Source organism: Azovibrio sp., from assembly GCF_049658005.1.
GTDB lineage: Bacteria > Pseudomonadota > Gammaproteobacteria > Burkholderiales > Rhodocyclaceae > Azovibrio.
In genome coordinates this window covers 15,072-37,163 of sequence record NZ_JBASOH010000064.1, presented here as the reverse complement: position 1 = coordinate 37,163, position 22,092 = coordinate 15,072, and the positions used below count along the sequence as shown (strand labels likewise).

General features: G+C 64.8%; 20 protein-coding genes and 1 pseudogene. 16 read left to right on the top strand and 5 right to left on the bottom strand.

What is annotated here, in order from left to right; all coding sequences use genetic code 11:
* Positions 1-11: 11 nt before the first annotated feature.
* Positions 12-236 (bottom strand): annotated as a pseudogene (locus WBH99_RS07110) (glycosyl hydrolase 108 family protein); the annotation flags it as partial.
* A 24-nt stretch (positions 237-260) separates the two neighbouring features.
* Positions 261-443, bottom strand: coding sequence for a phage holin family protein (locus WBH99_RS07105; protein WP_424219414.1), 183 nt, complete (start codon positions 441-443; stop codon positions 261-263).
* Between the two features lie 143 nt (positions 444-586).
* Between WBH99_RS07105 and WBH99_RS07100 the strand changes: the two genes are divergently transcribed.
* Positions 587-976: a DUF6858 family protein gene (locus tag WBH99_RS07100; protein ID WP_424219413.1), complete on the top strand. Its 390-nt coding sequence runs from the start codon at positions 587-589 to the stop codon at positions 974-976.
* Between the two features lie 54 nt (positions 977-1,030).
* Here the strand turns inward: WBH99_RS07100 and WBH99_RS07095 are convergent, their stop codons facing one another.
* Positions 1,031-2,002: an arsenic resistance protein gene (locus tag WBH99_RS07095; RefSeq protein ID WP_424219412.1), complete on the bottom strand. Its 972-nt coding sequence runs from the start codon at positions 2,000-2,002 to the stop codon at positions 1,031-1,033.
* Between the two features lie 222 nt (positions 2,003-2,224).
* On the opposite strand from WBH99_RS07095, the gene WBH99_RS07090 reads away from it, so the two are divergent.
* The 12 genes from WBH99_RS07090 to ampD all read left to right on the top strand — a co-directional run bounded on the left by WBH99_RS07090 (position 2,225) and on the right by ampD (position 14,637).
* A complete protein-coding gene (locus tag WBH99_RS07090; protein WP_424219411.1) occupies positions 2,225-2,791 on the top strand; it encodes a TetR/AcrR family transcriptional regulator in 567 nt (188 codons plus the stop codon).
* Positions 2,788-4,467 carry a hypothetical protein gene (locus tag WBH99_RS07085; protein WP_424219410.1) on the top strand — a complete coding sequence of 560 codons (1,680 nt, stop codon included), beginning with the start codon at positions 2,788-2,790 and terminating at the stop codon, positions 4,465-4,467. Before WBH99_RS07090 ends, WBH99_RS07085 begins: the two co-directional genes overlap by 4 nt.
* A gap of 14 nt (positions 4,468-4,481) precedes the next feature.
* Positions 4,482-5,582: an HlyD family secretion protein gene (locus WBH99_RS07080; RefSeq protein WP_424219409.1), complete on the top strand. Its 1,101-nt coding sequence runs from the start codon at positions 4,482-4,484 to the stop codon at positions 5,580-5,582.
* Positions 5,583-7,001 carry an efflux transporter outer membrane subunit gene (locus tag WBH99_RS07075; protein WP_424219408.1) on the top strand — a complete coding sequence of 473 codons (1,419 nt, stop codon included), beginning with the start codon at positions 5,583-5,585 and terminating at the stop codon, positions 6,999-7,001. It begins immediately after the preceding gene.
* Positions 7,002-7,103: 102 nt separating this feature from the next.
* Positions 7,104-8,105: a DnaJ C-terminal domain-containing protein gene (locus WBH99_RS07070; protein WP_424219431.1), complete on the top strand. Its 1,002-nt coding sequence runs from the start codon at positions 7,104-7,106 to the stop codon at positions 8,103-8,105.
* A gap of 33 nt (positions 8,106-8,138) precedes the next feature.
* Positions 8,139-8,453 carry a MerR family transcriptional regulator gene (locus WBH99_RS07065; RefSeq protein ID WP_424219407.1) on the top strand — a complete coding sequence of 105 codons (315 nt, stop codon included), beginning with the start codon at positions 8,139-8,141 and terminating at the stop codon, positions 8,451-8,453.
* Positions 8,454-8,548: 95 nt separating this feature from the next.
* Positions 8,549-9,505 (top strand): zinc metalloprotease HtpX, encoded by a 957-nt coding sequence (locus WBH99_RS07060; RefSeq protein ID WP_424219406.1) that lies wholly within the window; start codon positions 8,549-8,551, stop codon positions 9,503-9,505.
* A 21-nt stretch (positions 9,506-9,526) separates the two neighbouring features.
* Complete coding sequence (locus WBH99_RS07055; protein ID WP_424219405.1) at positions 9,527-10,678, top strand: S1C family serine protease; 1,152 nt, start codon at positions 9,527-9,529, stop codon at positions 10,676-10,678.
* A 182-nt stretch (positions 10,679-10,860) separates the two neighbouring features.
* Positions 10,861-11,100 (top strand): PP0621 family protein, encoded by a 240-nt coding sequence (locus tag WBH99_RS07050; RefSeq protein WP_424219404.1) that lies wholly within the window; start codon positions 10,861-10,863, stop codon positions 11,098-11,100.
* On the top strand, positions 11,097-12,701 hold the full coding sequence (locus WBH99_RS07045) for a sensor histidine kinase (protein ID WP_424219403.1): 1,605 nt from the start codon (positions 11,097-11,099) through the stop codon (positions 12,699-12,701). The genes WBH99_RS07050 and WBH99_RS07045 overlap by 4 nt, the downstream gene beginning before the upstream one ends.
* Complete coding sequence (locus WBH99_RS07040; RefSeq protein ID WP_424219402.1) at positions 12,659-14,008, top strand: sigma-54-dependent transcriptional regulator; 1,350 nt, start codon at positions 12,659-12,661, stop codon at positions 14,006-14,008. Before WBH99_RS07045 ends, WBH99_RS07040 begins: the two co-directional genes overlap by 43 nt.
* Positions 14,009-14,010: 2 nt before the next feature.
* Positions 14,011-14,637: a 1,6-anhydro-N-acetylmuramyl-L-alanine amidase AmpD gene (ampD, locus tag WBH99_RS07035; protein WP_424219401.1), complete on the top strand. Its 627-nt coding sequence runs from the start codon at positions 14,011-14,013 to the stop codon at positions 14,635-14,637.
* Positions 14,638-14,783: 146 nt separating this feature from the next.
* On the opposite strand, the gene WBH99_RS07030 is transcribed toward ampD, so the two are convergent.
* Positions 14,784-16,628 (bottom strand): phosphoenolpyruvate carboxykinase (GTP), encoded by a 1,845-nt coding sequence (locus tag WBH99_RS07030; RefSeq protein ID WP_424219400.1) that lies wholly within the window; start codon positions 16,626-16,628, stop codon positions 14,784-14,786.
* A gap of 282 nt (positions 16,629-16,910) precedes the next feature.
* Here WBH99_RS07030 and WBH99_RS07025 point away from each other — a divergent pair, with 282 nt between their 5' ends.
* Together WBH99_RS07025 and pbpG are read left to right on the top strand one after the other, a co-directional pair.
* Positions 16,911-19,193 carry an NADP-dependent malic enzyme gene (locus tag WBH99_RS07025; RefSeq protein ID WP_424219430.1) on the top strand — a complete coding sequence of 761 codons (2,283 nt, stop codon included), beginning with the start codon at positions 16,911-16,913 and terminating at the stop codon, positions 19,191-19,193.
* A gap of 141 nt (positions 19,194-19,334) precedes the next feature.
* Complete coding sequence (gene pbpG, locus WBH99_RS07020) at positions 19,335-20,381, top strand: D-alanyl-D-alanine endopeptidase (protein WP_424219399.1); 1,047 nt, start codon at positions 19,335-19,337, stop codon at positions 20,379-20,381.
* Positions 20,382-20,493: 112 nt separating this feature from the next.
* On the opposite strand, the gene WBH99_RS07015 is transcribed toward pbpG, so the two are convergent.
* A complete protein-coding gene (locus WBH99_RS07015) occupies positions 20,494-21,303 on the bottom strand; it encodes an IclR family transcriptional regulator (RefSeq protein WP_424219398.1) in 810 nt (269 codons plus the stop codon).
* A gap of 76 nt (positions 21,304-21,379) precedes the next feature.
* Between WBH99_RS07015 and WBH99_RS07010 the strand changes: the two genes are divergently transcribed.
* On the top strand, positions 21,380-22,087 hold the full coding sequence (locus WBH99_RS07010) for an aldehyde dehydrogenase family protein (protein WP_424219397.1): 708 nt from the start codon (positions 21,380-21,382) through the stop codon (positions 22,085-22,087).
* Positions 22,088-22,092: the final 5 nt, after the last annotated feature.

Genomic DNA, 22,092 nt, shown 5'->3' with positions numbered 1-22,092 from the left:
GTGATGGCCTCGAACCCTGGGCCGGTGATGTACTGTTGTCGGTAGAGGGCACGGGCTTCGTCTTTTGTCAGCGCCTGCACTTCAGCAGCGGAGGCGGGTCGACCGAGCTTTCGCCATTCCCCCAGCGTCTGCGCGGTGATGCCGAAGTTCGTCGGCCCGCCACGGTCGGCCGGGTGATTCACGTAGCCGCCTTCGCGGCGGATGATCTCGTCGAGTATCGTGTCGATGGGGTTCATGGCCGCTCCTTTGTGGTGGAGTTGTCAAGTTGTGGCGTTGTCAAGGCGCGTCTGCGCCCAGCGTTCGAATTGGTAAAGCGCCCGGCTGCCCATGTGTCCCGATATGCCCACGAGGGCGGCAGTAATCAACGGCTCGATCTCGGCGGCCTCGCACAGCCAGAAGGTGATGAGACACGCAAACGAGAAGGTCACTTCACCCGATTTCACCCCGGCATAAACCCTGTGTATTTCAACTTGCGATCAGCATGAGAATTGCTGGGGTCTCCCCATGGCAGTGGCTCGTGGCTGGATAAATTAGAAGGTGCTAATATGAAGCTTCCCTTCCACACCCCTTTCCCCGAGGAAATTTCATGAAACAAAGCCTGTTGCAGGAAAAATATCCCATCTTCGTGGCCGAGATCGGCAAGAACGAGACCGACTACCCGACCGTGGAAGCCCTGGTGGAGTATTACAAGGGCAAGATCGCCGAGAACCCCAAGGTGCATTTCATCGGCGTGTTCGACCACCATGCCCATACCCAGCGCATCGGCGGCGAAATCGCCCAAGGCATCCAGGCTGCCGTCGACATCATCTTCTGCTTCGGCTTTGCCATTCCCAACCCCCAGATGCTGGCCGTGCGTCCCCGCTCCATCGGTATCGCCGACATGGGGGAGAAGTTCATCATCAGCTTCATGGAAGCCCCCATGCAACCCGCCAACCAGGCCATGGAAGCCTGGACCAAGGCCCTGAGGAAAGGGTGATCTTGCCGCAGAAAACCTTTGCGCACGGAGAAAGGGCCGGTCAGGCCCTTGTGCTCATGGGGCGGGTTTGGCCCCGAACATTTTGTCCGTCAGCTTCACGTACCAGGCCGCCGATTGCACCTGGATGATGTAGGCCAGGGTGATTACCAGGGCGGCGTCGGAGCCGGCGGGGCCGAAGGCGTTCATGGCCAGGGCCAGGGCGATGGAGAGGTTGCGCATCACCGTGCCATACACCAGGGCGATGGCATCGTCCCGGGGCAGCAGCAGCTTGGCCACCAGGGTGCTGAGCAGGTAATTGATGCCATAGAGGCACAGCAGGGGCAGGAGCAGCACCAGCAGCTCCCCGGGCCGGGCCATCAATTGCCCGGCTTTCATGGCCATGGCGACAAAGACGATGCCCAGCACCCCGAGGGTGGAAAAGGGGGGAAAGCGGGGCGCCCATTCCTTCTGGAAGCGCTGCTGCCCGTGTTTCTTCACGAGCCGGCTGCGGGTCAGGTGGCCCGCCACCATGGGCAGGAAGACGATGAACAGGATCTGGCTGAACACGGCCCCGAGCTCCACCGGCACCGTGGCGCCCATCAGCCACTGGACATAGAAGGGGGTGGCCAGGGAACCCAGGATCAAACCCAGTACCGTCATTTTCACCGCGGCGCCCAGGTTGCCTCCGGCAAAGCCGGTCCAGGAAATGGTCATGCCGCTGGTGGGCAGCAGGGCCGCCAGCAGCAGGCCCATGGCGTAGTAGGGCTGCGCGGGGAAGAAGTAGCGGCCCAGGCCGAAGGCAACGAAGGGGATGATGCCGAAATTGATTGCCTGGGCCATGAGCTGGGCCTTGGTGTCACCGCCTTCGAGCACCTTGTCCAGCTTCAGGGTGACCATCATGGGATAGACCATGAGAAAGGTCAGGGGAATGATCAGGGCCTTGAGCCAGGCACTGGAAAAGGCAAGTCCGAACCCGAAACCCAGCACCATGACGATGGGAATGGCGAGGATCAGGTTCTTGTTCAAGAGGGTCAGCAATCTCGACATGAGGCAGTTCTCCAGGAGGCGGTGAGAGGGAGTTTGGCGCTTTATAAGCGAATGATTATATACCAGGCGGCAAGGGCTGCGGGCCACTCGGCGGTCCGGCGAGGCAAGAAGGCGGGGCGATGGAGACTTTGGCAAGGACGGTGCTTCCGTCCAGGCTCAGGCTTGTCTGCAGCGGGCAATTACCGTACACTTTTGTCCACTTAAAAAATGATGTCGCCTGCCATGATCCCCAGAGAACGCCAACCCCGCTGTGACGGGCTGGCCCATCGCCGCCAACTGCTCGATGCCGCGCTGCACGTGTTCACCGAACAGGGCGTGACCGTGGCCCTCGATGCGGTGGCCGAGCGCGCCGGGGTGAGCCGGGCGACGCTGTATCGCAACTTCGCCGACCGCCCGGCGCTGCTGCGCGAACTGCTCTGCCACATCATCGACCGGCTGGCGGCCAAGGCCGAGGCCACGCTAAAGGCGCAGGGCGACGAGGCGCTGTTCGAGTTTTTGCGCCTGTGGGCGCATGAGGCGGTGCTCACCGTGCCGCTTTCGGAATACTGGCGTTCGCTGCCGCTGGACGACCCGCTGGTGCTGGAACTGCGCCGGCGCCTCCTTGAACTGATCGCGCCGCTGCTGGCGCGGGCCGTGGCGGCGGGACGCTGCCGGGACGATCTGCAGGCGGCCGATCTGCTGCTGATTGCGGGCATGTTCGGCGCGGCGCGGCGCGGCAGCACGGTAGCCGAGCGCTTGCAGCTGAGCGAGCGCGCCTGGTGCTTGATTTGCGAGGGGCTCAAGCCATGAGCGGGTCAGCCGCGCCGCGTTTCGTCGTCGCGCCGCCGCAATGGTCGGCGGAGGAGTATCCGACCCTGCCCGGCTCGCCCGCCAAGCTGAAGCACTCGGTGCGGCGGCGCGTGGCCTATTGCCTGGTGGCGATCCTGGTCGGCCTCACCGGCGGCCTGGGCAACGGGCTGGTGGTGGCCAATCTGCAGGCGATCCAGGGGCAGCTGGGCCTGACGACGGTGGAGGCCGCATGGCTGCCGGCGGTCTATTACATGTTCAACATGACGGCCAATCTGCTGGTGTTCAAATTCCGCCAGCAGTTTGGCCTCAGGCTGTTTGCCGAACTGGGGCTGGGTATCTACGCGGCGCTCGCCGTGCTGCACGTGTTCGTGCACACCTTCGAGATCTCGCTCCTGGTACGCGCCGCGAGCGGGCTCACGGCGGCGGCGGCAACCTCGCTCGGGTCGCTCTACATGATCCAGGTCCTGCCGCGCCAGAAGGTGTTTTCGGCCTTCATCGTCGGCATGAGCCTGTCGTCGATGGCCGTGCCGCTGGCCTGGGTGCTGTCGCCCTGGCTGGTGGATGTCTCGCCCTGGCCGTCGCTGTATGCCTTCGAGGCCGGGCTGGCTTTATGCTGCCTGGCGGCGGTGATGCTCTTCAAGCTGCCGGTGGGGATGCAGGTACATGTGTTCGAACGGCTCGATTTCGTCACCTTTTTGCTCGTGGCCCCTGCGATTGCGCTCTTGTGCGCGGTGCTGGTGCAGGGGGTCAATGTCTGGTGGTTCGACACGCCCTGGCTGGCCTGGGCCCTGGCGGGCTCGCTCCTGCTGTTTGCGCTGGCGGCGGTGGTGGAATGGTCGCGCCAGACGCCGCTGATCCGGCTGCGCTGGCTGCTGCACCCGAGTACGCTGGGCTTTGCCCTGGGCGCACTGGTGATGCGCTTCATGGTGTCCGAGCAGAGTTATGGCGCCGTCGGTCTGTTGCGCATGTTGGGCATGCAGTCCGATCAGCTGCAGCCGCTCTATGGCGTGATTCTGGTGGGCATGGTGCTGGGCACCACGCTGAGCGCGCTGCTGTTTGCCCGCGAGCGCGTGCTGTGGATGATCCTGATCTCGATCGCGCTGATCAGCGTCGGCGGCTGGATTGACTGGAATTCCACCAGCCTGGTGCGGCCGCACGACTTTTTCTTCAGCCAGTTCCTGATGTCGGTGGCGGCTGCGCTGTTCATCGGGCCGATCCTGATCTCGGGGATGGTGCAGGCCATCAGCAAGGGTTATGACCATATCATCACCTTTGTCGTGCTGTTCTCCGTCACGCAAAGCCTGGGCGGCGTGCTCGGGCCGGCCTTGCTCGGCACCTATCAGGCCCAGCGTACCGAGTTGTACCTGCAGGCGATTGCCGCCGAAATGCCCGCCTCCAGCGCCCAGGTGGCGCAGCGCCTGCAAAGCCAGCAGCAGGCCTATGCCCGCGTGCTCACCGATCCGGCGCTGCAAAAGCAAGCCGGCAACGCGCAACTGGCGCAGATCGTCAAGCGCGAGGCGGGCGTGCGCGCCTATAACGATGTCTTCCTGCTGATCGGCTTGATGACTTTCAGCTTTCTCGGCTACGCGGTGCTGCGCCAGGCCTGGCTCTATTACCAGGCGAAGGTGCATCCCATCATCACCCGTACTTTCGTTTACAAAAAAATACACACCTGACTGGACGGTCATTCATGAGTGCTCCTGCTTCTTCCTCCGCTCCGGCGCCGACGCGCTCGACTCCCAAACTGATCCACCCCTCGCCCAGGGCGACGCTGCTGGCATTGTTGATCGCCGCCGCGGGGGTGCTGCTGATCCTCTGGGCATGGAAGCTGCCGCCCTTCAGGACCGCCATCGCCGTCACCGACAATGCCTATGTGCGCGGCCAGGTCACGGTGCTGGCGCCGCAGGTCAGCGGCTATGTGAAGTCGGTCGAGGTGCGCGACTTCGACCACGTCCGCAAGGGCCAGGTGCTGCTCAGCATCGACGAGCGGATCTACAAGGACAAGGTCGCAGAGGCCAGGGCCCGGCTCGACAACGCCCGCGCCCAGCTGGCCAATGCCGACCAGACGGAGGCGCAAAACCGCGCCAACCTGGGCGCGCGCAAGGCGAACCTGGTGGCGGTGCAGGCCGAGCTGCGCCGTGCCAGGGCCGATCTGGCCCGGGTCGAGGAATTGGCCGCCAAGGGTTCGGTCTCGCTGCGCGAGCGCGATCAGGTGCGCGCCACGGCGGAACTGGCGCAGGCCAATGTGCAAAAGGCCGAGGCCGACATCCACATCGGCGAGGAAGCGATCAAATCCACCCAGGTTGCGCGCGCCGGCCTCAAGGCCGAGGTCGATGCCGCCGAGGCGCAACTCGGGCTGGCGCAGATCGATCTCGACAACACCGTCATCCGCGCCCCGACCGACGGCCAGATCAGCGAGGCCTCGGTGCGCCTGGGGCAGTACGTCACGGCCGGTTCGCAACTGATGTTCATCGTGCCGGAGCAGATGTGGGTCGTCGCCAACTACAAGGAGACGCAAACCGCGCACATGCAGATCGGCCAGCCCGTGACCTTTGCCGTCGATGCGCTCGAAGGCGCCGTCATCCACGGCCATGTCGAGCAGATCGCGCCGGCGACCGGCTCGGAATTCAGCGTCATCAAGCCCGACAACGCCACCGGCAACTTCACCAAGGTAGTGCAGCGCCTGCCGGTGCGCATCGCCATCGACCCCGGCCAGCCGCTGGCCGCGCGGCTGCGGCCCGGCATGTCGGTCGAGGCGCGGGTCGACACCGGGGCGGACGGAAAGCAGTAAATGCGCGCCTTGCCTTGGCTTGCCCTTTGCGCCGTCTTCTTGCTTTCGGCCTGCGCCCCGATGCTGCGCCTTTTGCCCGATGCGGCGCGTATCGAGACGCCCACGGCATGGACTACCCCCACCGAGACTACCCCCACCGAGACCCCTCCCGCCGAGGTGACGGTCGAAGCGCGCTGGTGGCAGGGCTTTGGCGATTCCGAGCTGAACCGCTATGTCGATGCCGCCCTGATACGTAACGCCAATGTCCAGATCGCCGCCACCCGCGTCGCCGCCGCCCGCGCCCAGTTGGCGGCGGCCGAAGCCGCGCTGCGGCCGGTCCTGAACGCCGGCATGGCCCCCGGCGCAACGCATAGCCTCGCTGCGTCCGGCATCGCCACCACGAGAAGCGCCCAGCCGCAACTGCAGGCCGCCTGGGAGGCCGATCTCTGGGGCCGGCTGGCCGACCGGGAAAGCGCCGCCGCCTGGCAGTTGCAGGCCAGCCAGGCCGAGCGCGACGGCGTGCACTTGTCGATTGCTGCTGCCACCGCCCAAGCCTATATCGACCTGCTGGCGCGCCAGGCGCAACTGGCGCAGACGCGCAAGACCGCGGAACTGCGCCGGCAAGCCCTGCTGCTGGCGCAAGCGCAGCAGCAGGGGGGCTATATCTCGCAGCTCCAACTCGGCCAGGCCGAGGCCGAATACGAGGCGGTGCACCAGCAAATCCCGGCGCTCCTGCTGGCGATCAGCCTGCAGCGCAACGCCCTGCAGCTCCTGGCGGGCGAACTGCCCGCCGCGCAAGCGGAAGACGAGGCGCAAGCGCGCGCCTTCGACGCCCTGGTGCTGCCGCCCGTGCCCGGCGTGCTGCCCTCCGAACTACTCGAACGCCGCCCCGATCTCGCCGCCGCCGCGGCGCAACTGGCCGCCGCCGCCGCGAATCTGAGCGCCAGCCGCGCCGCCTATCTGCCCTCGGTGCAACTGAGCGCGAGCCTCGGCGGCCTCTACACCAATGCCCTCAACTACGATCCGATCAAGGTCTGGAGCCTGGGGGCGAGCGTGCTTGCGCCGCTGTTCGACGGCGGCCGCCTGGATGCGCAATACGATGCCGCCACCGCGCAGCGCGACCAGGCCGCCTACGCCTACCGCAGCGCCGTGCTGACGGCGTTTGGCGAAGTCGAAAACGCCTTTGCCGGCACCTTGCGCTGGCAGGAGCAGCTCGATGGCGCCCGGCGCCGGCGCGCCGTGCTGGCCCGCACGGCGGGCTACGCGCAAGACCGCTATCAGGCCGGCTATTCGCCCTATATCGAACAGCTCGATGCCGAGCGCAATCTCTACCAGACCGAGATTGACGTGATCAGCCTGCGCCAGAGCCAGTTCCAGAACCTGATTGCGCTCTACAAGGCGCTGGGCGGCGGCTGGCAGAACGTCGAGCCTCGACCCTGAGGATGGCCCGGGCCGGCTGGCAGCGCGCGGATCAAATCTTTTCATTCAGGAATCAACTCCCATATAAAATCGGGTGAGCAATTTTCAGGATTTCAGGTGACGATGATGCAGATTCCCGATTATTACGCGACGCTGGGTGTGGCGCGTGATGCGAGCCAGGACGAGATCAAGAAAGCCTACCGCCGCCTGGCGCGCAAATATCACCCCGATGTGAGCAAGGAGCCGGACGCCGGCAAGCGCATGGCCGCCATCAATGAGGCCAATGAGGTGCTTTCCGATCCGGAAAAGCGCAAGGCCTACGATGCCGTCGGGCACCAGGCCTGGGCGCAGGGCGCGCGCAGCGCGGACGATGTGCGCCCGCCGCCGGGCTGGAATCAGGGCTTCGCCCAGGCGGGGGGCGCCGGTGCGGGCTGGCATCGGAGCACCCATCATGCTCATGGCTTCGAGCAGGACTACAGCGAATTCTTCGAGTCCTTGTTCGGCCAGGCGGCCCGTGCGGGTGCCCGCCGCCGCTCATCGGCCCCGGGAGCGGGCGAACCGGGCTTTGCCGGAGAAGATCAGCACGCCGAGATCAGTATCGATCTGGCCGAGGCCTATGCCGGCACGGAACGCACCTTGAGACTGCAGGGTTTCAAGACCGATGCCTCCGGTCAGGTGGTGCCGGAGGAGAGAGTCCTGAACGTCAAGATTCCCGCCGGCGTGGCGCAAGGTCAATTGATCCGTCTGGCGGGCCAGGGTCAGCCCGGTTTCGGCGGCGGCGCGCCTGGCGATTTGTTCCTCAAGGTGCATATCCGGGAGGACGGCAAACACCGGGTGAGCGGGCGCGATGTGCACATGCGCGTGGTGGTGACACCCTGGGAAGCGGCCCTGGGCGCGGATATCGCCGTCGCCACGCCAGCCGGACCGGTGACGGTGACCGTGCCTGCCGGGTCGGTGCTCGGTCGCAAGCTGCGTTTGCGCGGCAAGGGGATTCCGGGGCGCACGCCGGGCGATTTGTATCTGGAACTGGACATTGCGGTTCCGAGCGCCGTGACGGATGAGCAAAAGGCGGCCTGGGCCGCCCTGGCCAAGGCCTATCCCGGTTTCAATCCGCGCCCGCACTGACATGACGTACCGATATCTGGAGGTTTTTCAGCCATGACCCACCGTTTGCAAGCAGACTTTGTGGCATCGCCCGAATTGATCGAGGACGGGATGCTGTGTATCGAGGATCTGGCGCGGCTGTGCTGTGTGAGTACGACTTGGGTGCAGGCGCGCCTGCTCGATGAACTGCTGATCGCCGAACGGCGCGAGGGCGAGCTCCGTTTTTCCAGTTCAACCCTGTGGCGGGCGCAGCAAATGGCCTGGGTCGAGCAGCAATTCGATGCCGACCCGGCCCTCGCAGCCCTGGTCGCCGATCTGACCGAGGAAGTGCGGCGCCTGCGTAGCTGCCTGCCCCCTCAAGAATCATGAGGGCAGAGCGCCCCCCGGCCTGGCCGGAAACAGAACCGGGGCCGCCCGCGACATCCGGCTCACCCCACGCCGACGGCCCTGATGGGGCTGCCTGAATGGCCCGCATCAATCCCGCGCGCTGGCGGCGGCACCGCTTCATCAACCGGCTGCAAACGCTCTGGCTGATATTTGCCCTGCTCACCCTCTGCACGCTTTCGGGCTTGCTCATTTTCGGTGACACGGGCTTGTGGCTGGCGCTGGGGGCGGGCGTGCTGGCCTTGCTGATCGAACCGGCCGCGGCGGCGCGGCTCACCCTGCGCCTGTACCAGGCCCGCCCGATCCCGCCGCAGGAAGCCCCCGACCTTTGGCGGCTGGTCGGGGAACTGGCGGTGCGCGCCGGCCTGCCCGGCGTGCCATCCCTGTACTACGTGCCCAGTCAGGTCGTCAATGCGTTTGCCGTCGGTTCGCGGCAGCACGCCGCCATCGGAGTGTCGGATGGCATGCTGCGCACCCTGTCGCCGCGCGAACTGGCCGGCGTCCTGGCGCATGAGGTCGCGCACATCGCGCACGGCGACCTGAGCGTGATGGGGCTGGCCGATTCCATCTGCCGCCTGACCCATTGGCTCTCCCTTGTCGGACAGGCCTCGCTGCTGCTGGCCTTGCCCTATGTGCTGCTGGGTGGAGCCGAGATCAACCTCTGGGGGCTGCTGCTCCTGGCGCTTGCCCCATATTTCGCGCTGCTGGCGCAACTGGGGCTGTCGCGGGTGCGCGAATTCGATGCCGACCAAGTGGCCGCCGCGCTCACCGGGGACCCGGAAGGACTGGCGCTCGCACTGGGGAAGATTGAACGCTGGAGCCGTTCCTGGCGGACCTTCCTGCAGCCCGGCTGGGGCATGCCGGAAGTATCGTGGCTGCGCACCCACCCGGCCACCGCAGATCGTATCGCCCGGCTGATGGCGCTAGAACCGGCGCAACAAGCCCTGTCGTCCTTCGAGACGCCATTCCCGCTCAGCTCGTGTGCAGACCCGCCACCGCATGAGCCGCGCTGGCATGTCGGGGGATATTGGCGATGAAACATTTCCAGGAGCCTGCCCATGCGCCCCGATGATCCCTACCGTAGCCAGTTTGCAAGGTCTTTTTTCAGCCGCTGGCTGTTCATCACCGCCTGCCTCGCGGCGTTGATGGTGCTGTGGCATTTGCTGCCGGTCTTCGAGTCGTGGTTCGCGCCAGAGGCAGGCACGCCGCGCACCGTGACCGCCCGGGGCGATCTGGCGGCGGACGAGAAGGCCACCATCGAACTGTTCGAGAAGTCGCGCGATTCGGTGGTGTTCATCTCCACGACGCAGATGGTCCGCGATCCCTGGACGCGCAATATATTCACCATTCCGCGCGGGACCGGCTCGGGCTTCGTCTGGGACGATGCCGGGCATGTGGTCACCAATTTCCATGTCATCGAGGGGGCCTCCCAGGCCACGGTCAAGCTGGCCGACGGGCGCGACTATCAGGCCGCCCTGGTGGGCGCCTCGCCCGCCCATGACATCGCCGTGCTGCGCATCGGGGTCGGCTTCAAGCGGCCGCCGCCGGTGCCCATCGGCACCAGTGCCGATCTCAAAGTCGGGCAAAAGGTGTTTGCCATCGGCAACCCCTTCGGTCTGGACTGGACGCTGACCAACGGTATCGTCTCGGCGCTCGACCGCTCGCTCGCCGGGGACCGGGGCGGCCCGGTCATCGAGCACTTGATCCAGACCGATGCCGCCATCAATCCCGGCAATTCCGGCGGGCCGCTGCTCGATTCCTCCGGGCGGCTGATCGGTATCAACACGGCCATCTACAGCCCCTCGGGCGCCTTTGCCGGCATCGGTTTCGCAGTGCCGGTGGATACCGTCATGCGCGTCGTGCCCGAGCTCATCAAGACCGGACGTTACATCCGCCCGGCGCTCGGGATCGAGGCGGACGAGCGGCTCAATGAGCGCCTGGTCGCCACGACCGGCATCGAGGGCGTTTTCGTCTTGCGCGTGGCGCCAGGATCGGCGGCTGAAAAAGCCGGGCTGCGCGGCATCCTGGTCGGGCCGGCCGGCATCGAGCCTGGGGATGTCATCGTCGCCGTCGAGGGCAAGGCGGTACATGGTCTTTCCCAGTTGCTTGCCCGCCTGGACGATTACCGGGTGGGCGATACGGTGCGCCTCACGGTGCGCCGGGGGGAGGAACACCGGGAAGTTGCCATCACCTTGCAGCCCGGGGTCTGAACCATGGGGCTGAACCATGGGGCAGAACCCTGACCATCCGCCCGCTCTCAATTTCGCCTGATTGCCAGGCGGTACTCCAGGTGCCATCGCCGGCTTGCCCGAAACCCCTCGTGGCTCTGCAGCAAGCCCTGTAATACCATCGCTACCTGGCGTTGAACTTTCATCCTCGGGGTGTCGTTTTCATGAAATATCTGTTGTTGATCGTCCTTTGTGTTGGCCTCTGGTGGTACTTGCGTCAGTGGAAACGCAAAGCGGAGAGCCGGGGGCGGGTTGAGTACCAGGCTCCAGCTGAAACGATGGCAGCCTGTGCCCATTGCGGTGTATATGTGCCGCTGGGGGAGATGGTCACGGACGATGAGGGGCTGCGATTTTGCTGTGCGGCGCATCGGGCTTTGGGGCCGGTTTCCGGACGCCAGAAGTGAAACGGCTGGAAACCCCGTGGACGCCCTCCTGGCGGTCCTTTCAGCTTTTCAATGCTTACCGCCTGCTGCTGGCCTTGCTGCTGGTTTTCATGCCCTTTACCAGCTGGTTCGATCTGATCGAGCTCGATGCAGAGGCGCGGCAGCTGGTTTATCTGTCGGGCAGTGCTTATACCTTGCTGGTGGGCTTGGGGCTGGCGGTTTCGCTGCGCTGGAAGGAGCGTTTTCATGCCCAGCTGACAGGACAGGTGCTTCTGGATGTGATCGGGATGAATCTGTTGATGTTCATCCTGGGAGGTTTGAAGAGCGGCCTGGGGCTGGTGCTGCTGGTATCGGTGGCGGGGGCGAGCCTGGTGGCCCGGGGTCGGCTGGCCTTGTTTTATGCGGCGCTGGCGACCTTGTCCTTGCTGTGCATGGAATTGCTGGGGGGGCTGGCCCGCAATATCGATGCAGCCCGGATCGTGCAGGCGGGCTTTTTGTCCATGGGTTTTTTTGCGACGGCGATTTCTGCCCACCTGCTGGGGCGGCGTCTGGCGACCAATGAGGAGCTGGCTCGGCGCAGGGGGATCGAGCTGGAAAACCAGATGCGCATCAGCCGTCGGGTCATGGAGCGCATGCAGGACGGGGTGCTGGTCGTGGATATGGAAGGGCGCATCCTGCAATCGAACCCCCGGGCCCAGGCGATTCTCGGTCAGGCGGCTGGCGAGGGCGGCGTCCTGGCCAGCATCGAGCCTGATCTGGCCAGGGGTTACCGGGCCTGGCGGGCCGGGCAGGGGCCGAAGCGGGTGGAGCTGGCGAGGCCGGAGGGTAAGGAGCTGGCCGCCCGTTTTGTGCGAACGCAGAGCACCGACGGAGCCGCCCTGGTGTTTCTGGAAGACCTGGGCAAGCTGCGCGAACAGGCGCTGCAGTTGAAACTGGCCTCTCTGGGCCGGTTGACGGCCAGCATTGCGCATGAGATCCGCAATCCCCTCTCGGCCATCAGCCATGCCGGGGACCTGCTGGCGGAGGAGGAGTCCAGGGGAGCCATCCAGGAGCGCCTGCTGCGCATCATCCGCGACAACACCCAGCGCCTGGACCGGGTCATCCAGGATGTGCTGGTGCTGGGCCGGCAAAGGGCGGTGGCCCAGGAGCGCATTCCTCTGAAAAGCTATCTGGAAGACTTCGTCCAGGAAGTCCTGGCCCAGGAGCATCTGGAGGCGTCGCTCATCGGCCTGCAGGTGCCGGAGGAGGCGGTTCTCTGTTTTGAGCCGGGGCAGTTGCATCAGGTGCTCTGGAATCTGGTGGGCAATGCCCTGCGCCATTCCAGCCGCGATCCAGGGGCGGTGCGGCTGGAGGCGAGGCGGATGGGGAGTGGCGTAGAATTGCATGTCATGGATGATGGTCCGGGCATTGCCCGGGAGCTGCGGGAACAGATTTTCGAACCCTTCTTTACCACCGCTTCCCGAGGCACCGGCCTGGGCCTGCACATCGCCCGGGAACTCTGTGAAGCCAATGGCGCCCGCCTGTCCCTGGGGTCGGAAGGCCCCGGTGGGCACTTTGTCTTGAAAGGAAGAAGCGAGCCGTGTCAGCAGCAGGGAATGAAAGACGAGCCCGAGGGGCGTTGAACCGCGTTCTGGTGGTGGACGACGAGGCGGATATCCGCGAGTTGATCGACCTCACCTTGTCCCGGATGGGGCTGGCGGCGGATTGCGCCGGAACGGTGGGGGATGCCCTGGAACTCCTGGGGGCCAACCGTTACCAGCTCTGCCTGACGGACATGCGCCTGCCCGATGGCGATGGCCTGCAGATCGTGCGGCACCTGAATGAATCCGGCAGCGACACGCCGGTGGCCGTGATTACCGCCTACGGCAGCGCCGAAAATGCGGTGGCGGCCCTGAAGGCAGGAGCTTTCGATTACCTGGCCAAGCCGGTCAGCCTGGAACAGTTGCGCACCCTGGTGAAGTCGGCCCTGCGTCTGCCGGGAGAAGCTCCGGTGGAACAGGGGCCGTTGGTGGTGGGGGAATCCGCCGCCATGCTGCAGGTGAGCGCCCTGATCGAGAAGATGGCCCGCAGCCAGGCCCCTATTTATATCTCCGGGGAGTCCGGCAGCGGCAAGGAACTGGCCGCGCGCCAGGTCCATGCCCGTAGTGCCCGGGCGGCGGCGCCCTTCGTCCCGGTCAATTGCGGCGCCATTCCCGAAAACCTGATGGAAAGCGAGTTCTTCGGTTATCGCAAGGGCGCCTTTACCGGCGCCGACAGCGATCGGGAAGGCTTCTTTCAGGCCGCCCAGGGTGGCACCTTGTTTCTCGACGAGGTGGCGGACCTGCCCCTGCCGATGCAGGTGAAGCTGCTGCGGGCCATTCAGGAAAAGAAGGTGCGCAAGGTCGGCAGCACGGCGGAAGAGGCCGTGGATGTACGCATCATCTGCGCCACCCACAAGAACCTGCGCGAGTGCGTGGAGCAGGGCTGTTTCCGCCAGGATCTCTACTACCGGCTCAATGTCATCGAATTGCGCATTCCCCCCTTGCGGGAGCGGCGGGAAGACATACCCATCCTGGTGAGCGCGATTCTCGGGCGCCTGTGCGGGGCTCATCCGCCCGAACTGACGGCGGCGGCCTGGGCGGCCCTGAAGGACTATCCCTTCCCTGGCAACGTGCGCGAGCTGGAAAACATTCTGGAGCGGGCCACGGCGCTGTGTTCGGGTGCGGCCATCGAGGCGGAGGATCTGCAACTAGGGGCTGAGTCCCTGGCCGAGGCCCGCACCGGCCGGGCCGGGGAAACGCTGGAGGATTATCTGAACCGGGTCGAGCGCCAGGCCATCCAGGAAGTCCTGGAGCAGACCGGTGGCAACCGCACGGCCGCCGCCCGGGTGCTGGGCATTTCCTTTCGCTCGCTGCGCTACCGCCTCGACCGGCTCGGCATGGAGTCCTGAAGATGCCGGGCTGGCAGGATGGCTGGTGGTCCGGGGCGCGCCGGGTGGAGAGCCCCAACTTCGGCCCCCGGCCCGCGGGCAGCCAGGTCTCCCTGGTGCTCCTGCACAGCATCAGCCTGCCCCCGGAGACGTTTGGCGGAGCCTATGTGGAGCAGTTCTTCACCAATCGCCTCGACCCGGCCGGCCATCCTTATTTCGAGACCCTCGCCGGGGTACGGGTATCGGCCCATTTCTTCGTCCGCCGGGATGGCGAGGTGGTGCAGTTCGTCAGTGCGGCGGCGCGGGCCTGGCATGCGGGTTTGTCGGCCTGGCAGGGGCGGGGCAACTGCAATGACTACTCTATCGGGATCGAGCTGGAAGGCTGTGACCGCCAGCCCTTTGCACCGCAGCAATACCTCGCCCTCTGGCCCCTGCTGGACGCCATCTGTGAGGCCTGTCCCATTACCGCCATGGCCGGCCATGAGCATGTGGCGCCCGGCCGCAAGACCGATCCCGGCCCCCATTTCGACTGGCGGGAGCTGGCCCGGCGCTTTCCCGCCATGGCCCTGCCGGCCCAGGTCACGGCCGGGCCAAATCGCGACCTGTCGACTGGCGCCAAAGGCACCCGACTTTCAGGGGGCTCAGGGTAGGGAGGCGGCCCCAAGCGGCCGGGTTCAGTCTTCAAGGCGCGAAGAGGCCGGGCGGCCAAAGCGCTTCGTTTTGCTTTCGCCAGGGCGGAATGTGGCGAAAAAAACGGCCACCCGCAGGCGGCCGTTCGTTCCGAAGCAAGGAAAGATCAGGCCGCGTTCTTGAACAGGCCCAGCTCGAACAGCTCGCGCTTCAAGGTCAGTTCCCTGGGCAGCTTCTCGCCCAGCTTGTCGAACCATTCCTTGTGCAGTTCCAGTTCATTCCGCCAGGCATCGGCATCGACCTGGGTCAGGGCATCGAAGGCTTCCTGGGTGATGTCGGTGCCGGTCCAGTCGATGTCTTCGAAGCGCGGCATCCAGCCCAGGGTGGTTTCCTTGGCGCCGACGCGGCCCTTGCAGCGTTCCACGATCCACTTCAGGACGCGCATGTTGTCACCGAAGCCGGGCCACATGAATTCGCCTTTTTCGCTCATGCGAAACCAGTTCACGCAGAAGATCTTGGGGGTGGCATCCACGACGTGGCCCATCTTCAGCCAGTGGTTGAAGTAGTCGCCCATGTGGTAGCCGCAGAACGGCAGCATGGCAAAGGGGTCGCGGCGCACCACGCCCTGGGCGCCGAAGGCGGCGGCGGTGGTTTCCGAGCCCAGGGTGGCGGCCATATAGACGCCGTAGTTCCAGTTGAAGGCCTGGTACACCAGCGGCACGGTGGTGGCGCGCCGGCCGCCGAAGATGAAGGCGGAAATGGGCACGCCCTCGGGATCTTCCCAGGCCGGGTCGATGGAGGGGCACTGGCTTGCCGGGGCGGTGAAGCGGGAGTTGGGATGGGCGGCCTTGCGCCCCTTCTTGCCGTCTTCCGGGGTCCAGTCCTTGCCCTGCCAGTCGATCAGGTGGGCCGGCGCTTCCTTGGTCATGCCTTCCCACCACACGTCGCCGTCATCGGTGAGGGCGACGTTGGTGAAGATGATGTTTTCCTTCAAGGTGGCGAGCGCGTTGTAGTTGGTCTTTTCGCTGGTGCCCGGCGCCACGCCGAAGAAGCCGGCTTCCGGATTGATGGCGTAGAAGCGGGTGACGCCGTCCTTGTCGACGCGCGGCTTGATCCAGGCGATGTCGTCGCCGATGGTGGTGATCTTCCAGCCGTTGAAGGACTTGGGCGGGATCAGCATGGCGAAGTTGGTCTTGCCGCAGGCGGAGGGGAAGGCGGCGGCGACATAGGTCTTCTCGCCTTCGGGGGATTCCACCCCGAGAATCAGCATGTGCTCGGCCAGCCAGCCCTGGTCGCGGGCCATGGTGGAGGCGATGCGCAGGGCAAAGCACTTCTTGCCGAGCAGGGCGTTGCCGCCGTAGCCGGAGCCATAGGACCAGATCTCGCGGGTTTCGGGGAAATGGACGATGTACTTGGTGGTGGGATTGCAGGGCCACTTTGCATCCGCCTGGCCCGGCTTCAGCGGGGCGCCCACGGAGTGCACGCAGGGTACGAACTCGCCCTCGGCGCCCAGCACGTCATGGACGGCCTTGCCCATGCGGGTCATGATGCGCATATTCGCCACCACATAGGGGGAATCGGTGAGCTCCACGCCGATGTGGGCGATGGGGGAACCCAGCGGGCCCATGGAGAAGGGGATGACATAGAGGGTGCGGCCCTGCATGCAGCCCTTGAAGAGGCCATTCAGGGTTGCGCGCATCTTGGCGGGCTCTTCCCAGTTATTGGTCGGGCCGGCGTCTTCCTTCTTTTCGGAACAGATGAAGGTGCGGTCCTCGACCCGGGCCACGTCGGAAGGGTCGGAGAAGGCCAGGTAGGAGTTGGGGCGCTTTTCCGGGTTCAGCTTGATCAGGGTGCCGGCCTCGACCATTTCGGCGCACAGCCGGTCATATTCTTCCTGGGTGCCATCGGCCCAGTGGATCCGGTCGGGTTGGGTCAGTTCAGCGATTTCGGCGACCCATTGTTTCAGGCGCTCGTTTTTGACGTAGGCGGGAGCATTCAACGGTGCGGTCATGGCAGTCTCTCTTCAAGATCATTTTCAGCAGGAAAGTGGGCCCTCTTCATGGGGTGAAGGGTGGGTCCGAACCGTTCTCCGCACCGGGTGCCGGGCTTTCTTGGAGGTCCAGTCGACCGCCGGCAGGAAAGCTCGTAATCTTGCCATAACGGCTTTGAAATATAAACTCAATCCTTCGGTCATGGTGGTGCAAGAGGGTTCCAGGGGGGGGCGCCAGAATGGCGTCGCGTGCTAGAATCATCCCGCTAATCAAAACCATATTGCATGATGCGAGATAAAGCCATGGACAAGCAACAGTTGCGTAATGCCGCCCTCTATTATCACCGCCATCCCCGGCCGGGGAAGATCGCGGTTTTGCCGACCAAGCAGCTCACCAATCAGTATGACCTTGCCATGGCCTATTCGCCGGGGGTGGCGGCAGCCTGCGAAGAGATCGTTGCCGATCCCGCCGAAGTTTCGACGCTGACCGCCCGAGCCAATCTGGTGGGGGTCATCACCAACGGCACCGCCGTGCTGGGCCTCGGCAACATCGGCCCCCTGGCCGCCAAGCCGGTGATGGAAGGCAAGGGGGTGCTGTTCAAGAAGTTTGCCAACATCGATGTCTTCGACCTGGAAATCGCCGAGCGGGACCCGGACAAGCTGATCGACATGGTGGCGGCCCTGGAGCCCACCTTCGGCGGCATCAACCTGGAAGACATCAAGGCCCCCGAGTGCTTCTATATCGAGAAGAAGCTGCGCCAGCGGATGAAGATCCCCGTCTTTCACGACGACCAGCACGGTACCGCCATCGTGGTCGGCGCCGCCATCCTCAATGGCCTCACCTATCTGGGCAAGGACCTGAAGCAGATCAAGCTGGTGACTTCCGGGGCTGGCGCTGCCGCCCTGGCCTGTCTCGACCTGCTGGTGATGCTCGGTATTCCCGTGGAAAACATCTGGGTGACCGACATCAAGGGCGTGGTCTATGAAGGCCGCGTCGAAGAGATGGACGAGATCAAGGCCCGCTACGCCAAGCAAACCGACGCCCGCACCCTGGGCGAGGTCATCGAGGGGGCCGACGTGTTCCTGGGCCTTTCCGCCGGGGGCGTACTGAAGAAGGAAATGGTCGCCAAAATGGCGGCACGGCCGATGGTGATGGCGCTGGCCAATCCCAATCCCGAAATCCTGCCGGAAGACGTGAAGGCGGTGCGCGACGACGCCATCATCGCCACGGGTCGTTCCGACTACCCGAACCAGGTCAACAATGTCCTGTGCTTCCCCTTCATCTTCCGGGGTGCCCTGGATGTGGGCGCCACCACCATCACTGAAGAAATGAAGCTGGCGGCGGTGAAGGCCATTGCCGAGCTGGCCCGGGTCGAACAATCCGAAGCCGTGGCGGCCGCCTACGGCGGCAAGATCAGCCCCTTTGGTCCCGAATACCTGATTCCCAATCCCTTCGATCCCCGCCTGATCGTCAAGATTGCCCCGGCCGTGGCCCGGGCCGCCATGGATTCCGGCGTGGCGACGCGCCCCATCACCGATTGGGGCGCCTACCTGCAGAGCCTCAACGAATTCGTCTACCACTCCGGCCTGATCATGAAGCCGGTGTTTGCCCAGGCCAAGCAGGCGCCCAAGCGCATCGTCTTTGCCGAGGGTGAAGAAGAGCGGGTGCTGCGGGCGGTCCAGGTGGTGCGGGACGAAGGGATTGCCATGCCGATCCTGATCGGTCGTCCCGGTGAAATCAGTCGCAAGATCAAAGTGGCGGGCCTGCGCATCCAGGAGGGCCGGGATTACCAGGTGGTGCACCCCGAATCCGCTTTCTTCCAGACGCATTTCGAGGCTTTCTGGCAGGCTTACCATGGCCTGATGGAGCGCAAGGGCGTTTCTCCCGATTACGCCCGCCGGGAAGTGCGGCGCCGCGCCACCCTGTATGGCGCCCTGATGGTGCGCCTGGGGCACGCCGACGGTTTGATCTGCGGCACTTTCGGACGCCATGACCTGCACCGGGAATATGTGCGCAACATCATCGGTATGGCGCCCGGAGTGAAAAACTGCGCCAGCATGAACATGCTGCTGCTGCCGGGCCGCACGGTGTTCATCGCCGACACCTATGTGAATTACGACCCCACGGCGGAGCAACTGGCCGACATGACCCTGCTGGCCTGCGAGGAAATCCGCAAGTTCGGCATCGTGCCGAAGGTGGCGCTACTGTCCCACTCCACCTTTGGCAGCGAAGATACGCCCACCTCCATCAAGATGCGTCAGGTGCTGGCGCTGCTGACCGAGCGGGCGCCGGATCTGGAAGTGGAAGGCGAAATGCACGGCGATGCAGCCCTGGATGAGCAGATCCGGCTGGCCGCCTTCCCCAATTCCCGCCTCAAGGGCGTCGCCAATCTGCTGGTGATGCCGACGCTCGATGCCGCCAACATCTCCTTCAACCTGCTCAAGACTGCGGCCGGGGATAATCTCACGGTCGGTCCGGTGCTGCTCGGGGCCGCCAAACCGGCTCATGTCCTGACGCCCACCGCCACCGTGCGCCGCATCGTCAACATGACGGCGTTAACGGTGGTGGATGCCGCCCTCCGCTGAGGCTGAAGGCGGGCATGAGGCTGGCCTCCTCCATTCCTAGAACTGGCGCTAAGTTTTGAATCTATCTACTTATTTTTATTGATTTTAATCAAGTCGATGGTAGACTGGTTTAGAATTGCCTGCCAACCAGGGGGAATGCCCATGAAAAAACTTGCCATTACTTTACTGATCTCTGCGCTCACGACGCTGGGCTCGGTCACACCTGTCGTTGCCGCAGAAAAGAAAACGACCGGGAAAACGACCGTCGTGGCCGGCAGCAGCAAGAAAGTGCTTGCCCAGAAGGCCGGCACCAGGAACAAGCCCGTCGCCAGATCCAGCAAGAAGAAGCCGCTGCAAGCTGGAGCGACTGCCCGCAAGGGGCGGGTGGCGAGGAAATCCGCTTCGGTACGCAAGGTTGCCGCCCTGCCTGAAGAATGGGAAGGCGGCAACCCGGCGCTGGGGTCCGCTTCCGTATTGGTCATGGACCAGCACAGCGGCGTTCCCCTGCTGGAGAAGAATGCCCAGGTGGTCGTGCCCATCGCTTCCATTTCGAAGCTGATGACCGCGATGGTCGTGCTCGATGCCGGCTTGAACCTGAATGAGGTGATCAACATCTCCGATGAGGACGTGGATTACCTCAAGGGGACGCGCTCCCGCCTCAAGGTGGGTTCGGCCATGACCCGGGATACCGCGCTGCTGCTGGCCCTGATGTCTTCGGAAAACCGCGCCGCCAATGCGCTCGGGCGTCATTACCCGGGGGGCTTGCCGGCCTTCGTCGCCGCCATGAACCGCAAGGCCTCGGCTCTGGGCATGAGCCATACCCGCTTTGAGGAGCCGACCGGCCTGTCCGTCAACAATGTCTCCACCGCCCGTGATCTGGCGCGCATGGTGGTGGCGGCGCATCAGTATCCCAAGATCCGTGAATATTCCACCATGGCCGGCGCGCGGGTGGACCTCGGGCATCGCATCCTGGACTTCAACAACACCAATGTGCTGGTGAAGAATCCCGGCTGGCAGATCGGCCTCTCCAAGACCGGTTACATTTCCGAAGCGGGTCGTTGCCTCGTGATGCAGACCTGGGTGGCGGACAAGCCGGTGGTGATGGTGCTGCTCGATTCCGACGGCAAGATGACCCGGGTAGGGGATGCCACCCGGATCAAGCGCTGGATGGAAAGCGCCGATGGCGGTCGCCGCAACACGGGTGCCTGAGTCTGTCTGACCCTCATCAAAAACGCGGCCTTGAGCCGCGTTTTTGATGAGTTTTCATGTTTTTCATGAGGCCGGGCCTCCGCCCGTCAAGGGTTTCCATCAACGGTTTCCATCAGCGTTTTCCGGGTAGATAGCCCAGGGCGAGGGAAATGGCGTCGGCGGTTTCCTTGACCCAGCCGGGCCAGTTCTCCTGATGTCGTTCGGTGGGGGCCGAAACCGAGAGCCCGGCCACCATCTTGCCTTCGTCATCGCGGATGGGCGCCGCCACGCATTTGAGTCCCACTTCTGCTTCCTCGTCGTCGAAGCCCACCTTGTGGCGGCGAATCCGTTCCAGTTCCTTTTCCAGGGCGGCCTGGGTCACCAGGGAATGGGCGGTCTTGCCGGGCAGGCCGGTACGCCTGGCGTAATCCCGCACGGCCTGGGGGGGATCTTCGGCCAGAAACAGCTTGCCCACGGAGGTCAGGTGCAGGGGCGCGCGCCCTCCCACCAGATACACCACCCGCACCAGGGAGCGTCCGGCCGAGGTCCGTTCGATATAGATGATCTCGTCGTCGTGGCGGATGCCGAGGTTGACGCTCTCCCCGATTTTTTCATGGAGTTGCTGCATGAAAGGGAGGGCTACTTCGCGCAGGTTGATGCGACTCTTGACCAGATTCCCCAACTCCAGCAGGCGGATGCCGAGCTGGTAGCTGCCGGCATCCTGGCGTTCGACGAGGCGACTGCCGGCCAGGGAGGCGAGGATGCGGTGCGCCGTGGAGGGGTGCAGGCCGGTACGCTGGACCAAGGTCTTGAGGCTGACGGGGTCCGGGGATTCGGCGAGGACATCCAGCAGCGTCATCATGCGCTCAATGACCTGGATGGAGTTCTTGGGGGCTTCAGACACGCGGCTTGGCTTTCGTTCAGTCAGGCTTGGGGTTAACATTCGCCCTTTCGCCGATTTATCGGGCCTTTCGGCCCGGTTGTGCACTGCACTATTCTAGCATTGGAGCGCATTGAACATGATGTCGAGTCCCAACGGCCCACCGGCCCTGCCGCTCTGGATCAACGGCCGGGCGTTCCTGACCATGGCCTCCGGCTTTTATGAAGTGCATGATGCCTTGACCGGGGAGGCTCTGCGCCGTACCCCCCTGTGCGGCGCCGATGAGGTGGCGGAAGCGGCGGCGGCAGCTCAGGCGGCGGCCCCTGCCTGGGCCGCACAGCCGGAGGCCCGGCGTCAGGAACTGCTGCAGGACTGGGCGACGGAGCTGGATCAATATACCGGGCACTTTGCCAAGCTGGTGCGCCAGGAAATCGGCAAGGACGAGGCCCTGGCCAGGGCCGAGGTGGAGGCCGCCGTGGCGGCGCTGCAGGCCCGGTTTGCCGACCCTGCGGATCAAGGCCAGGTAGTGGGGCTGGCCTGGGATGATGCCGCGCCCCTGGCTACGGCGGCGATCCTGCTGGCACCAGTGCTGCGTGCCGGCGGCACGGTGGTGCTCAAACCCAGCCCCCGGGCGCCGGGCGCAGTCTATGCCCTGGTGGAACTTTCCGCACGGGCGGGCCTGCCAGCCGGTGTGGTGAATCTGGTCCAGGGCGATGCAGCGGCGCTGCAGGCCTTGTTCCAGCAAGCCGGGATCCGCCGGGTGGCCTGTTCGGGGCGGAAGGAATGGGTGGCCCAGGTGGCGCCCATGGCCGCCCGATACGGCAAGCCCTTTAGCGTGGAGCCTTGATCGGG

Bases quoted from the DNA above. Each gene is read 5' to 3' on its own strand.
- WBH99_RS07100 (WP_424219413.1), top strand. From the start codon at position 587: ATGAAACAAAGCCTGTTGCAGGAAAAATATCCCATCTTCGTGGCCGAG.
- WBH99_RS07095 (WP_424219412.1), bottom strand. From the start codon at position 2,002: ATGTCGAGATTGCTGACCCTCTTGAACAAGAACCTGATCCTCGCCATT.
- WBH99_RS07090 (WP_424219411.1), top strand. From the start codon at position 2,225: ATGATCCCCAGAGAACGCCAACCCCGCTGTGACGGGCTGGCCCATCGC.
- WBH99_RS07085 (WP_424219410.1), top strand. From the start codon at position 2,788: ATGAGCGGGTCAGCCGCGCCGCGTTTCGTCGTCGCGCCGCCGCAATGG.
- WBH99_RS07080 (WP_424219409.1), top strand. From the start codon at position 4,482: ATGAGTGCTCCTGCTTCTTCCTCCGCTCCGGCGCCGACGCGCTCGACT.
- WBH99_RS07075 (WP_424219408.1), top strand. From the start codon at position 5,583: ATGCGCGCCTTGCCTTGGCTTGCCCTTTGCGCCGTCTTCTTGCTTTCG.
- WBH99_RS07070 (WP_424219431.1), top strand. From the start codon at position 7,104: ATGATGCAGATTCCCGATTATTACGCGACGCTGGGTGTGGCGCGTGAT.
- WBH99_RS07065 (WP_424219407.1), top strand. From the start codon at position 8,139: ATGACCCACCGTTTGCAAGCAGACTTTGTGGCATCGCCCGAATTGATC.
- WBH99_RS07060 (WP_424219406.1), top strand. From the start codon at position 8,549: ATGGCCCGCATCAATCCCGCGCGCTGGCGGCGGCACCGCTTCATCAAC.
- WBH99_RS07055 (WP_424219405.1), top strand. From the start codon at position 9,527: ATGCGCCCCGATGATCCCTACCGTAGCCAGTTTGCAAGGTCTTTTTTC.
- WBH99_RS07050 (WP_424219404.1), top strand. From the start codon at position 10,861: ATGAAATATCTGTTGTTGATCGTCCTTTGTGTTGGCCTCTGGTGGTAC.
- ampD (WP_424219401.1), top strand. From the start codon at position 14,011: ATGCCGGGCTGGCAGGATGGCTGGTGGTCCGGGGCGCGCCGGGTGGAG.
- WBH99_RS07030 (WP_424219400.1), bottom strand. From the start codon at position 16,628: ATGACCGCACCGTTGAATGCTCCCGCCTACGTCAAAAACGAGCGCCTG.
- WBH99_RS07025 (WP_424219430.1), top strand. From the start codon at position 16,911: ATGGACAAGCAACAGTTGCGTAATGCCGCCCTCTATTATCACCGCCAT.
- pbpG (WP_424219399.1), top strand. From the start codon at position 19,335: ATGAAAAAACTTGCCATTACTTTACTGATCTCTGCGCTCACGACGCTG.
- WBH99_RS07015 (WP_424219398.1), bottom strand. From the start codon at position 21,303: ATGTTAACCCCAAGCCTGACTGAACGAAAGCCAAGCCGCGTGTCTGAA.
- WBH99_RS07010 (WP_424219397.1), top strand. From the start codon at position 21,380: ATGATGTCGAGTCCCAACGGCCCACCGGCCCTGCCGCTCTGGATCAAC.